11 protein-coding genes are annotated in these 13401 nt (G+C 63.9%); 2 read left to right on the top strand and 9 right to left on the bottom strand.

The window, feature by feature from the left end:
- Positions 1 to 31 precede the first annotated feature (31 nt).
- From B6K69_RS05470 to B6K69_RS05430, 9 genes are all read right to left on the bottom strand, one after another.
- A complete protein-coding gene (locus B6K69_RS05470; protein ID WP_107673354.1) occupies positions 32 to 763 on the bottom strand; it encodes a transporter substrate-binding domain-containing protein in 732 nt (243 codons plus the stop codon).
- Positions 764 to 814: 51 nt separating this feature from the next.
- Positions 815 to 1528: a substrate-binding periplasmic protein gene (locus tag B6K69_RS05465; protein WP_108643074.1), complete on the bottom strand. Its 714-nt coding sequence runs from the start codon at positions 1526 to 1528 to the stop codon at positions 815 to 817.
- A 13-nt stretch (positions 1529 to 1541) separates the two neighbouring features.
- A complete protein-coding gene (locus tag B6K69_RS05460) occupies positions 1542 to 2312 on the bottom strand; it encodes an ABC transporter ATP-binding protein (protein ID WP_108643073.1) in 771 nt (256 codons plus the stop codon).
- Between the two features lie 137 nt (positions 2313 to 2449).
- Entirely contained in the window at positions 2450 to 3220 is a 771-nt protein-coding gene (locus tag B6K69_RS05455; RefSeq protein WP_108644791.1) for a phosphate/phosphite/phosphonate ABC transporter substrate-binding protein, read from the bottom strand.
- A gap of 7 nt (positions 3221 to 3227) precedes the next feature.
- Positions 3228 to 3668 (bottom strand): tellurite resistance TerB family protein, encoded by a 441-nt coding sequence (locus B6K69_RS05450; RefSeq protein ID WP_107673358.1) that lies wholly within the window; start codon positions 3666 to 3668, stop codon positions 3228 to 3230.
- Positions 3669 to 3720: 52 nt separating this feature from the next.
- Positions 3721 to 4599: a PhzF family phenazine biosynthesis protein gene (locus B6K69_RS05445; RefSeq protein WP_108643072.1), complete on the bottom strand. Its 879-nt coding sequence runs from the start codon at positions 4597 to 4599 to the stop codon at positions 3721 to 3723.
- Entirely contained in the window at positions 4596 to 5375 is a 780-nt protein-coding gene (locus tag B6K69_RS05440; RefSeq protein ID WP_108643071.1) for a 23S rRNA (adenine(2030)-N(6))-methyltransferase RlmJ, read from the bottom strand. Before B6K69_RS05440 ends, B6K69_RS05445 begins: the two co-directional genes overlap by 4 nt.
- A gap of 97 nt (positions 5376 to 5472) precedes the next feature.
- Positions 5473 to 6420 (bottom strand): porin family protein, encoded by a 948-nt coding sequence (locus B6K69_RS05435; protein ID WP_123876539.1) that lies wholly within the window; start codon positions 6418 to 6420, stop codon positions 5473 to 5475.
- A gap of 238 nt (positions 6421 to 6658) precedes the next feature.
- Complete coding sequence (locus tag B6K69_RS05430) at positions 6659 to 7663, bottom strand: LytTR family DNA-binding domain-containing protein (protein ID WP_164681888.1); 1005 nt, start codon at positions 7661 to 7663, stop codon at positions 6659 to 6661.
- A gap of 1280 nt (positions 7664 to 8943) precedes the next feature.
- Between B6K69_RS05430 and B6K69_RS05425 the strand changes: the two genes are divergently transcribed.
- Together B6K69_RS05425 and B6K69_RS05420 are read left to right on the top strand one after the other, a co-directional pair.
- Positions 8944 to 12189, top strand: coding sequence for a Hint domain-containing protein (locus B6K69_RS05425; RefSeq protein ID WP_164681887.1), 3246 nt, complete (start codon positions 8944 to 8946; stop codon positions 12187 to 12189).
- A gap of 69 nt (positions 12190 to 12258) precedes the next feature.
- Entirely contained in the window at positions 12259 to 13392 is a 1134-nt protein-coding gene (locus tag B6K69_RS05420; RefSeq protein WP_228156814.1) for a Hint domain-containing protein, read from the top strand.
- The last annotated feature ends 9 nt before the right edge of the window (positions 13393 to 13401 follow it).

Here is a 13401-nt window from a genome sequence, read left to right as displayed (position 1 = left end):
GAGGCGGCCCGAAGGCCGCCCCCGTGCTCCCTCAGAACTTTTCGGATTCGGGGCCGAAGTACTTTTCGATCAGCGCGTTCAGGCTGCCGTCCGCCTTCATCGCCTGGATCGCGCCGTCGAACTTGGCCTTCAACTCGGTGTCCGACTGGCGCAGGCCAATGCCGATGCCGCCGCCCAGGGCCACGTCCTTGTCCAGCATGACCAGCGCGCCGCCCGAATCGCCGGCGATCGGAACCAGATAGTCCTTGTCGGCAAAGACGGCATCGGCTTCACCGTTCTTCACGGCGGCCACGGTTTCATCCGGCGTGGCGAATTCCAGCAGCGTGTTGCCGGCCTGTTCGGCGATGTAACCCGCCTGGATCGTGCCGGTCTGGGCCGAGATCACCGCGCCTTCGCCGGTGTTGGCATCGGCCGAAGCCGCCATGTAGGACGATTTCGACGGCGGGGTGTAGTTGTCCGAGAAGGTGATGACCTTCTTGCGCTCATCGGTGATCGACATGCCGGCCATGATGGCGTCGTAGTTGCCCGACTGCAGGTTCGGGATGATCGAATCCCAGTCGTTCTGCACGAATTCGCAGGTCAGGTTGGCGCGCTTGCAAAGCTCGCCGCCCAGTTCGATTTCAAAGCCCACCAGCTTGCCGGTGGCCTGGTCGATGTAGTTGTAGGGCTCATAGGCGCCCTCGGTGCCGATCTTGATGGCGTCCTGCGCCGAGGCCACGCCGGCGATTGCGGCGAAGGCGGTTGCGAGAAGCAGTTTTTTCATTGGGGTCTCCCTGGGTTGGCTTCTGTCGGTCATTGTGCCGCCGGTTCGGGTTCAGAACCAGCGGGATTCAAGGGCATCAAGCGCGCCGTCCTTTCGCATGGCCTCAAGGGTGGCGTTCAGGTCGTTCAGAAGGGCGGTGTTGCCGCGGCAGACGGCCATGCCGACCCCTTCATCCGGGATCTCGACCGACAGCAGGAACTCCAGCCCCTTGCCATAGATCAGCTCGTCCAGCTCGGGGCGCCCCTGATAGGGCCCCAGCGCCATGTCTGCCTGCCCCCCGGCCACGGCCTTCAGCGCGTCAAACTCGGTCGGATAGCCGCGATAGCTCAGCCCTTCGGCCTGAAGATAGGATTCGTGGATCGTCCCCGCCTCAACCGAGATGCGGGCCTTGTCCGGCTGAGGCGCCTCGGGGGGGCCGACAAACCAGTCCAGCCCGCCGCCGGGCGCATAGGATGTGGTGAAATCCACCAGCCGGCGCCGTTCCGGGGTGATGGCCATGCCGCCCAGAACCACATCGAACCGCCCCTCGATCACGCCGGGAATCAGCTCTTCGAAGGTGACGGTCTGCCAGTCGCAGTGCCGCGCCAGCCGCGCGCAGATTTCCTGCATCAGCTCATAATCATGCCCGGTCAGCGACCCGTCGGCGGCAAGCTCGACATAGGGCGGGAAACTGGCCTCGGCGCCGATGGCAAGGCTGCGGTCATCGCCGGCCGAAGCCAGCGTCAGAACCGCGCCAAGAGCCGAGATCGTGCCGATGCAGGCCATCCGCGGATGCCCCTCAGGCAGCCGTGGCCGACAGGAAGCCGCGCAGGCGTTCCGTCTGCGGGCTGCCGAACAGGCGGTCGGGCGGGCCTTGTTCCTCGATCCGGCCCATATGCAGGAAGATGACGTGATCGGAACAGTCCGCCGCCAGCCTCATGTCATGGGTCACCAGGATCATCGTGCGCCCTTCATCCGCCAGGGCCTTGATGACCTTGACGACTTCCTGCTCCAGCTCGGGGTCCAGCGCGCTGGTCGGTTCATCGAACAACAGGGCGCGGGGTTCCATGCACAGGGCGCGGGCAATCGCGGCCCGCTGCTGCTGGCCGCCCGAAAGCTGCGCCGGCCAGGCCTCGGCCTTGTCGGCGATTCCCACCTTGGCCAGGTAATAGCGCGCCTTTTCCTCAACCTCCTTCGGATCGCGTTTCAGCACCGTCACCGGCGCCTCCATCACGTTCTGCAGAATGGTCATGTGGGACCACAGGTTGAACTGCTGGAACACCATCGACAGGTTGGTGCGGATGCGCGTGACCTGCGCCCGGTCGGCCGGGTGCCGGTGCAGCCCGTGCCCCTTCCAGTGGACGGCTTCGCCCTCGAACCGGATCTCGCCCTGCTGGCTGTCTTCCAGAAGGTTGCAGCAGCGCAACAGAGTGGATTTGCCGGACCCGGACGAGCCGATCAGCGAGATGACATGGCCGCGCGGGGCGGTCAGGTCGACGCCTTTCAGCACCTCAAGGTTGCCATAGCTTTTGTGAAGGTCGTGAATTTCGATAACGGGGGTGTCGGCCATGTGTCCCCTTGGGCTTCCCTGATGCTGGCCGGCGCATCTGACGACGCCGGTCCGTTCATTTCGGTCAATAGGGCAAATGTTTCGGGCCAATGCAACGACGATTGCGCCGGTTGGCGCGGCACCTGCCCGGAATTTGATCAGATTCCGGGCTGAAAATGGGCAGGCGGGGGTGGGTTGGGCACCGCAAGATAGGCCTCTGCGGGAATCGCCACCAGACCTTGCAGGTGCAGCGTGTTCCGGTCTGCGGCCGACAGTCCGGCAATGGCGGCCTGCAACACCGCGAACAGCGTGTCCCGGTCGGTTCCCGCCGCGGCGATATAAGGCAGAGTCGGCGTGGGCGCCGTTTCCGCCACCCCCCGCAGCGCCGCCGCCGCCGGATCGCCATCGGCCTGCATCATGGCCCAGGTCACGGCATCCAGCGCCGCAAGGTCGGCCCGCCCCTCGGCCACCGCGCGGGCCGAAAGCCGGTGCCCGCCGCTGCGCAGGGCGGGGCGCGGCTGAAGTCCCATCCCCAGCAGATGAGTCACCGGCGCCGCCCAGCCCGATTGCGACAGGTCTTCGTTGAAGGCAAAGCGGGCTTCGGCCAGGTCGGCCAGTGACCGCAGGTCATCCGCGCGGGCCACAAAGACCGAACGGTAATGTCCGGGCGGGCAGCCGGGCAGGCCGGGGTCGGGCGTGCCGATCAGGCTGACCCGGTGGTGCAGCCGGGTGCGGAACGGGTAGCCGCAGGTTTGCGACAGCACCAGATCGGGGCTTTCCCAGGCCGGCCAATAGGCGCCTTCGCCACGGGTCAGCCCTTCGGGCGCGGGCAGGCCACGCGCGCGCAGGCCATCGCGGATCGCCGCCCAAAGCCGGTCATTCGCGGCCATGGCCGGGCCGGCATCATACATGCCCAGACTTGCGATCATCTGGCGATCATTCGGCACGTTCCGCCTTTTGCCGGGCCTGCGCATTCTGCACATCGGTCAGGCCCAGCAGATTCGACACCATCCGCATCAGCCGGTCCTCGTCGGCGTCGCGCAGGCCGTCGGCAATGGCCACCGACCACAGCGCGCTGATCAGTTCGGTCCGGTCCTCCAGGGCTGTTGCCGCCTTCAGCGCGCGGGTGAACCGCACGGTGTCGGGCGCCTCGGCCTCCAGCGTTTCGGCGGCGGTGCGCAGCTTGGCGGCCTCGAACGGCCCCATGTGGTGACGTGCCATCAGGATGCGGTCGATCCGCTCCACCTCTTCGGCGGCGTAAAGGCCATCGGTGCGGGCAACCCGCACCAGCAATGCCGCCAGCGCAAGCCGGGCATCGGGTTCTGGAAGGCGGGCGGTGGCGGGGGCCGCAAGGCGGCGGAGCAAGGCTTCGAACATGGGGGCAGGATAGGGGCTTCGGATCGTCCGCGCCAGCGGCCGTTGCAGCCGATCACGGAAGACGGAGCCGCCCTTCGCCGATTCGCACCGCCGTCCCGGCGATCCGCACCGCGACCAGCGCCCCGTCCGCCACCTCGACCGTCAGGCGCAGGTCGGACGGCCGGCCCATCTCGACCCCCTGTTGCAGATGCAGGACCGTGGTCCCGTCAGCCAGGGCGCCATTGGCCAGAAGCTGCGCCGCAAGAATCGCCGTGGCCGATCCGGTGGCCGGATCTTCGGGAATGCCCGCCGTGGGGCTGAACATGCGCGCGCGGTAGTCGCCTGCCGACGTGTAAAGATAGGCGCTGTCCACACCCGCCGCCGCCATCAGCCGGCTCCACTGCGGTTCCATCGGGCGGGCCTTCGCCAGCCCGTCCAGATCGCGGACCGGCACATACAGGAACCGCGGCCCGCCCTGGAACAGGCCGGGCGCGTGGGGGCCCAGGTCGGCGGGCGTCAGGTCCAGCGCGGCGGCGATCAGCGCGCGGTCCGGCACCGCGCCGGCAGCAAAGGGCAGCACGGGCGCGGTGAACTCCGCCAGGATGCGCCCCGCCTGACGGGTGACGGTCACCGGCACCAGCCCCGCTTCTTCCTCCAGCGTGATGGTGATGGAAAAATCCCCTTCCTGCGCCCGTTCGGCCAGCAGGATGGCGCAGCCGATGGTCGGATGCCCGGCGAAGGGAATTTCCGCCGTGGGAAAGAAGATGCGGACCCGCGCCGTATGGGCCGGGTTGGCGGGGGGCTGGACGAAGATCGTCTCGCTCAGGTTGAACTCGCGCGCGATGGTCTGCATCTGCGCCGGGCTCAGGCCCCCCGCCTCCAGCACTACAGCCAGCGGGTTGCCGGCGAAGGCGCGGTCGGTGAAGACATCCAGCGTGTGAAACGGGATCATCGCAGCCTCTTGAACAGGGCGGTCAGCCGGGCGGCCTCATCCGCCAGACCGAAGGGCGGGTTCACGAAGAACATCCCCGATCCTTCCATCCGGTGACCTTCGCGGGCCGGGGGGAAGCGCACCTCATGCGTCAGATGGTCGGGGTGCTGCTCTTGCAGCGCCTTCACCATGGGCCGGTGCGGGCCGCCGGTCAGGATGGGATACCACAGGATCAGGATGCCGACGTTCCACTTGCGGGCGATCTGGGCAAAGATGCGGGGGATGCGGTCGTAATCCTCCTTCACCTCATAGGACGGATCGCACAGCAGCAGCCCCCGGCGCGGGGTCGGGGGCGTCAGCGCCAGCGCCAGGTCGAACCCGTCACGCTTGTAGACATTTGCCCCCCATTCCGCCATGCCGCCCGCCAGCGCGGCATGTTCCTGCGGATGCAGTTCGGCCAGATGCAGGCTGTCGTTTTCCCGCAGCCCCAGCGCCGCGATCAGGGGCGAACCGGGATAGGCGTCACCGCCATACATCGTCTGTGTTTCGTGCAGCCGTTCGGCATAGGGGTGGCCTGCAGGAAACCAGTCGGCATGGGCCAGGATGCCCTGCGCCGCCTCGCCCGTTTTCGCCGCTTCGGCCGAGGTCAGCCGATACAGCCCGCGCCCGGCATGGGTCTCGATGTAACTGAGCGGCTTGTCCTTGCGGGTCAGGTAATCCAGCGTCCAGGCCAGCAGCGCGTGCTTCTGGACATCGGCCAGGTTCCCGGCGTGGAAGGCGTGTTGATAAGACAGCATGACAGCCGCCTAGCAGGCGCAGGGGGCGGGCGGCAAGCGCCAAAGGAAAAGGGCGGGAAACCCCGCCCTTTCCGTTCATTGCCAGAAGCGATGCAGATCAGAAGTTCAGAACCGTCTGGGTGATCGCGTTGTGGCTGGGGTTCAGGATCGCGTCGGCGGTGCTGTTCAGCGGTGCCTTCGTGGTCTTGGTGCCCAGCGGGATCGACAGGCCCAGGCGGACAGTGTCGACGTCGATGTCCGACCCGCCCAGATCGGGCGTGGTGCGGGCCAGTTCCAGCGAAACCGACATCGGCATCCCCGCCATGGCCGTCAGGTCATAGGCGACGCCAAGGCCGATGGTGGTGACATCAAGATCCAGATCGTTCTGCGAGGTGCGCGACAGGCCCCCGAAGACGGTGAAGGTGTCGTTGATGTCATAGACGCCCGCCAGGCCGATGTAATCGACATCGAAGTCCTGGTTGATGGCGCCGATGTCAAAGGTCGTGCGGATCGCCGAACCGCCCACGGTCAACTGGCTGTTCGGGCTGTAGCTGGCCGACAGGCCGAAGCTGCGCACATCCAGATCGGCCGAGGCCAGCGCGGCGCCGATCAGGCCGCCGGTGTCGCTGACCGATACGAAGGCACCCAGCTTCAGCGCGCCGGTGGTGTAGCTGCCCTCGATCCCGTAGGTGTTCGAGCTGGCGATCGCCGACAGCGAGGTGCCGGAAATGTCAGCCCCGACTTCGCCATGTTCGTAGAAAACGCCGGCCGAGAAGGCATCAGAGATCGCATAGCTGACGTTCAGGCCGATCAGGTTGCCGTTCAGGTCCAGATCGGCATCGCTGACATCAAGGCTGAACGTGTTGAACCGGGCGCCGACCGTGACGCCGCTGCCAATGTTGTAGGCAAGGCGACCATCCAGCGACAGACCCGTCAGGTCCACGTCAACGTCCGAGATATTGGAGCGGGCCAGGCCGAAGGTCAGGCCGCCAGAGAAATCCTGGGCCATGGCCGCAGGAGCAAGAAACACGGAACCAAGCAACACTACCATGAAATTGCGAGTCATCGGGAAAATCCCTCCATATACAACAAAACCAGAAGTTACTCCCGCAGGGGGTGAGTCGGAAAGTCGGGAATGCCATCGCGGGGAATGCGCGCGCCTGTGTGCCGGGCGGGCAACAGACGCCCATCTTTGGGTGAATGTATTTGCTGTTGATCAACCTTTGCGTGTTTTCGGGGGGCGTTGTCCGACGGGGCGGCTGGCCCATGGGCGAAGGCCCCCGCTGTGGCCCCGGCAGCGCCGGTCAGGCCGACTGGCCCTGTGCCTGATCCCGCAGCCAGGCCGCATGACGTGTTTCGTATTCGGCCCTCAGGTGCCGGGACAGCGGCACCTGAGCGCCCGCCGCGTTTTCAACGGCATAGCGGCCCGGCCCGGTGCGCAGCACGGGGCCGGCTGCCGCAAAGGAAATCCAGTATGACCGATGAATCCTCATCCCCATGGTGTCGGGCAGGGCCGAGCAGATGACAGAGATCCGGTCCCGCACCAGAAAGCTGTCGTCCGTCGTGAAGACCCGCAGATAATGCTCCTGCGCTTCCAGCAAACGGATCTGGCTTGCGTCGAAAAAACGGCCGCCAATCTCGACCGGCGTCCCGCCGGCTGCGGGCGATGGCAGAAAAGCGGCCGAACGCGCCGCCATCGGCACAACGGATGGCACTTCGGCTTGTGCCGGGTCCGGCGTCAAAGCACCTTGCGGGGTACTCTTCGGGCCACGCACGTCAGGGCTGCGGGGCGCGTCACCGCTTCTGCTGTGCTTCAGAAGCTGTGCCGCCGTCATGACGTTATATTTTTCAAGCCTGTCCTGATAGAACAGCCGTATGAAAAGTTGTTCCAGCGCGATGATTGGCGGAAGCAGATGCAAGGCGATGTAAAACACATCCCATGCCGTGCCTTTGAAAGAAGGGTCGATGGTCGCATTTGCAAGGTGACGCGTGAAGCTTGATGTCATAGCCGCAATAAAATAGCTGATCGGAGCATACCCTGGTGCCTCCCATACCTGCGATAAAAGAAGGTGCAGCCAGGCCACAAGATAGACCACCAGGAAGAAGACAATTCCACAAATGACAGATATTGCAAAGCCGATGTAAAATGATTCAACCCGGCCATAGGGCGGCACAAAAACCAGTGACACAAGAAGGCTTGCCGGAATTGCGAAAGCAAGAAAGACGCGGGACCGAAACATTTCCTTCAGTACGCTGCCATCCAGAAAATAACTTGGCCCGAAAGAAAAGATGATCAGTTGTGGCTTCATGCGGTTGGCCTTGTTCTGCAACGGTCTTGACCGCGATGTTATACTTGTGACGGTCATCCCGTATACAGATTAGTGCATGTATACCGATTGAAGTAAGGTGTGTCTACACGACACCTTTTCCGCAAGCCGCGTGCTTGCGCCGGCAAGTTTCGCCCGGTCCGAAGGCCGCCTGTGCTGGCCCTCTCCGGTTGCCCGATGATCCAACTCCGCAGGACAGGAATCCTCCGAGTGATTTGTTTGCAGGCAAGCAATAATGTCAGCCCGCGGCCGTAGGCTGGGTCGGGTCCGAAGGGATCAGCCTGTCAAACCGCCTGACAGTGCCCCGCCCGAAGCGCCGGAAACCCAATGCGCTGCACATCTTCATTAAATCGGTCCCGGCCCTGCGGGGCAGGGCAGCGCAAGGCGCAATATCCTGGTCCCCGTTCATGGCAGGTGAACGGCAGGCGCGGCGTCCGCCACCCGCCTGACACGAATCACTGCACGGCGCGGACCGGCGGCAATCCTGTCTGTCAGGGTGATTCGGCGAGGGGGCACCTGCATCCGGCCGCACTGGCGCTGAAAACCGGCAAAGATGGGGGAGTTTCGTTCGGTTTCCTGCACTTCGCGTCAGGCTTGATCGGCTCCGCGCGGCATCAGGCAATCAGGCCTCGGGCGGGAAGGGTTGCCTCAACCTCCTGCAACGGCGCCCTCGCGCGGACAGCGACCGATTCGAACAAGGCGTCCTGGCCGTGTTGCGCGGCATCTGGAGGGGTGATCGAACATTTGGTGAGGCATGAAATGTCGATTGTTTTTCATGAAATGTTTGCGCGGTGCAGGCTGTGACAAAAACGGCTGCTCTGCCATTTTTTTGTAGTATCCTTTAAACACTTTTGTTGAAGCTTGAATTCTGTCTGACATGCGAAGGCGTTGTCCCGAAAGGGCGGCCATGTATGGGATCATCCATACACCTGTAATCTTCGCATCCATCAGGTGGCAGCATGGGCAAGCTTCAGGCGTTCCGAGTGCCTGGCTTATGAATGGCGTCTTGGCGGAACCGAATGACAATAGGCACGATGCTACCTGCTTACCCATGAGAAACACATCAATGACATTCCGAGTGAGCACATTGGTGCGCTGCTGCTGTCAAATTGACTTCGGCACGCCCGTTGTTGACCAGTCTGCGATGCGGCCGCGAAACCGGTCGTCACTTTCACCTTCGCAATCAACCCTGGTGCACCCTGTCGATTTGGCTGTTTGCCGGCCCTGACAGTTCAAGTGTCACGATCTACTGGAGTTTCATGATGGCCACGTTCACCGTTGTTCCCGTCGTAACAAATCCGGCAACGCAGAAGTTGCAAGGTGTGATCAACGTCACCGCGGGTGATACCTATATCATTGATCCGACTGTTTCCGTCGGCATTACGTTCAACCCGCCGGCCGGCACGCCCCTGGGGACAACGGTCAGCTACAATATCCAGATCAATGCGGCCAATGCTTCTGCGGGCACCGCGCAGCGGCTTATTACGCTTGGCGACCAGACAACGGCGAATATCACGATTGCCCCCGGCGTGAATGCCGGGCGCTATGATTTCGGCGGCGGCACGGTGGACGGCGCGAATTACACCATCGGGGCAGGGGCCACGACCGGCGATCTGCAACTGGGCGATGGCGGCAACGGCAGCCTGACCACGGTGACAAGCTCGGTGACGCTGGGCGACGGGGCCACTGTCGCGGGGCAGATCACGGGCGGGGCGGGGGCTGATACCCTGACGGTCGGCACGAATGTGACCGTGACCGAAGCGATCAACCTTGGCGCCGGGGCCGCCAGCGGCACCTTCGGCACCGGATTCTCGGCCCAGTCCTTCGCGGCCAGCGGGGCAGGCGCCAAGACGTTCGACTTCAGCAACACCACGACCTTCACGGGAACCGGGGCCAGCGTGAACATCGCCTCGACCAACGCCCCGGTTTCGGTCGATTTCGATGACAACCTGTCGACCAACGGCACGATCAGCGTGTCGTCCAGCACCGGCGCGGCCACGCTGGACATCGGGGCCAACCTCAAGACCGGCAACGCCACCCTGCACACCGGCGGCGCCATCAGCGTCGTCGGCGGCGGCACCGGCAGCGCGAACACGTTGACCATCGGTCTGGATGCGCAGGTGAACGGCGCCATCACCATCAACGGGGCGGGCGGGACCAACACGCTGACCATCGGCGACAGTTCCGAGGTCTACGGCTTCATCTACGCCAACGGCACCAACTCGGCCGCAACCGTGACCATCGGGGATCTCAGCACCGTCACGGGCGACATCTACGCAAACTCGGGCGGCACGCTGGCGCTGGGCAACATCGACAACAGCGTGACTGTCGGCGACGGCACGACCACCGGAAGCATCTTCGTCAACGGGCTTTACAGCGACAACACCGTTTCGGTCGGGCTCGCCTCGACGGTCGGCAACCTTTACTTCGGCACCGATGGCACCGTCAGCCAGACCGACCCGACCTCGGGGCAGGTGCTGACGATGGCCGACAATTCGACCGCGGGCCTGATCTACCTGACCGCATCGAATTCAACCTTCGACGTGACCTTCGGCACCGGCGTTACCACGAATGCCATCTACGGCTACGGCTACAACTCGGATTACAACGTCTCGATCCCCGACGATTTCACGGCGAATGGCTATGTGTACTTCGGGTCAACCAACAGCACCACTGATGTCACCATCGGCAACAACGCCGTCATCAACACCGGGGCGCTGGACATCAGCGGCAGCGATGTCACGACCCTGATCGGTGACGGCCTCTCCGTCCAGTATTTTGCAACCTTCGGTGATCTGAACGGCACAACCGATGTGACGATCGGCCAGGGCGCCAACATTGGCGGGGCGCTCTACGCCAATGGCTCGACCGTCGATTTCACCGCCGGACCGGATTTCGACGTGTCCGGCTATGCCTATCTGAACGACGCGAACGCGACCTACACCATCGACATCGGCCCGGGTTCCGACATCGGTGGCGGCTTCTATGCCAACGGTTTCAACTCCGATGTCACGCTGACGACGGGCGACAACTTCATCGTGTCGCTTGATGCCTATATCGGCGGAACGGACGGCACCACCACTGTCACCCTTGGCTCTGGGTCGTCGATCGGCACGGTGCTGAACGTCGGCGGGGATACGGTGAACTTCACCGCCGGCACCGGCCTGACAACCGGCGGCGCTGTCACCTTCGGCGATGCGGTCTCGCTTTCGACCACGGTCAACCTGACCGGCCCCACGGTGTTCGGCGGCCTTCTGGATGTGAACGGCGACCAGATCATCTTCAACGGCGGCCCGAACCTTACGGTCAACGGGCCGGCCTATTTCACCAATGACGGCGGCACCTCGACCATCGTTCTGGGCGACAACACCACGATCAACGGCCTCGCAGACTTTGCCGCGCCCAATCAGGATGTGTCGCTGACGATAGGCACCAACGTGACGATCGGCACCATCTACGGCGACACCACCGGCACCGGCTCGTTCAACATGACGACCGGCGACGATTTCACCTTCGCGAACTTCTACGGTGGCACGACGGACAATGACGAACACGTCACCATCGGCAAGAACTGGACGATGACCGGAAGCGGTGTCTATGACGCCGGCACCGGGAACGACACGCTGATCCTGGGCACGACCGCCGACCGCAGTTCCACGAACTACATCTACGGCGGCGAAAGCGCGAACGACAATGACGTCCTCACCTTCCGTCTGAACGCGGCCGATCAGGCCAGTTTCACCACCGCGGCGCTGGCGGCCGGCTGGACGCTGAACCCCGATGGCACCTTCAAGACCACGAACGGCGCCGGGGCGCATATCCAGCTTACCTGGCAAGGGCAGGTGATCAACTACTGGGAATCGGTGGCCTTCTGCTTTGCGCAGGGCACCGAGATCAGCACCGACGCCGGCCCGGTGAAGGTTGAGGATCTTCGGCCCGGCAGCATGGTTCTGACCATGGACCGGGGCTATCAGCCCGTTGCCTGGATCGGCGGGCGGCAGCTTTCCGGCGCCGATCTGCAGCGCAAGCCCAACCTGCGGCCAATCCGCATTGCGGCCGGCGCGCTGGGCCATGGCCTGCCGACGGCCGATCTGGTGGTGTCGCCGCAGCATCGCGTTCTGGTGCGGTCACGGCTGTCGGAGCGGATGTTCTCGGACCGTGAGGTTCTGATCGCGGCCAAGCATCTGGTGGGCCTGCCCGGCATCACCGTCGCCGAAGAGATGGACGGCGTGTCCTACTGGCACTTCCTCTTCGAACAGCACGAGATCGTCTATTCGAACGGGGCCCCCACCGAAAGCCTGTTCACCGGCCCCGAGGCGCTGAAGGCGCTGACCCCGGACCAGCAGCAGGAAATCCTGACGCTGTTCCCCGAACTTTCGGAAACCGATGCCGTGCTGAACGGCGACCGTCTGATCCCGGCCCGGACAATTGTTCCGGGCAGGCTGGCCCGCAGCTTTACGCGGCGGGCGACGAAACGCGGAGCTTCGGACGTGCTGTCCCCGGTGTGAAATCTGCGGCCGCCGCCCGCGTGGCGGCGGCCACAACTGTAAAGAGTGCATTGCTGAAAGAGGAAAATCATGGCGTTGACGCCAGCTTATACCAAGGCCTGGGTGCTGAACACGCCCTATGGTGGCACGGTGACATCCCTGACGAACGACGCAAGCGGCGTTACCGCTCTGAAGGGCATGGGGACTGTCACCTCAACCTTCGACGTGATGAAATACTACACGGGTCCGCTGGGAACATCCGGCACGGATTTCCTGCTGGAGAAAGCGCACAGCAGCGCCTTCTTCGGGTCCGGTGCCGATGACTGGGTCTCCTTTGATGATGGCGTCACGCAAAAGACGGTTCAGCAGTATGTCGTGCTGAACGGCGTTACCGTTTCGATCAACGGGGGCGCGCCGATCAGTGTGCAAGTCTATGCCATGATCCTGAACGATGGCACCGTCGCCATCTCCCTGCCGCCGACCTTTGTCACCGCGCAATCGCTGACAGGCAGCGATGTGCTGGTGTTCAACTTCAGCGCGGCGACCGACATCAACACCACATCGTCCGAGATTGGCATTTCCGTTGTCAACCTTCCCGCGGCCCCCTGCTTCGTCAGGGGCACGCTGATCGAAACCGACCGTGGCCCGGTTGCGATCGAAGACCTCCGGCGCGGCGATCTGGTGGAAACGGTGGATGACGGGTTTCAGGAAATCCGCTGGATCGGGTCAAGCCGGCTGAACGAAGCCGATTTCGCCCTGAACCCCAAGATGCGCCCCATCCGTATCCGGGCCGGCGCGCTGGGCCGCGGGTTGCCGCTGGCCGATGTGCTGGTGTCGCCGCAGCATCGGGTGGTGGTGTCGTCGAAACTGGCGCGCAAGATGTTCGACGTGGACGAGACGCTGGTCGCCGCCAAGCAGCTTCTGCTGATCCCCGGCGTCGACATCGCGACGGATGTGTCGGAGGTGGAGTATTTCCATTTCCTGTTTGACCGGCACCAGATCGTTTACGCCGAAGGCGCGCCGATGGAATCGCTCTACACCGGCCCCGAGGCGATGAAATCGGTCTCCGAAGCCGCGCGTGAGGAAATCTTCAAGCTTTTCCCGGAACTGGCCATGGGGCTGCCGGATCAGTTGCCCGATCCTGCCCGTCTGATTGTGGCCGGGCGTCAGGCGCGCAAATTCGTCGCGCGCCATGTGGAAAAGCACCTGACTCTGCTGCGCTGACGCGGCCGG

Source organism: Pseudogemmobacter blasticus, assembly GCF_003071405.1.
GTDB classification, from domain to species: Bacteria; Pseudomonadota; Alphaproteobacteria; order Rhodobacterales; family Rhodobacteraceae; genus Pseudogemmobacter; species Pseudogemmobacter blasticus.
This window is presented reverse-complemented; position numbering and strand designations above follow the sequence as displayed.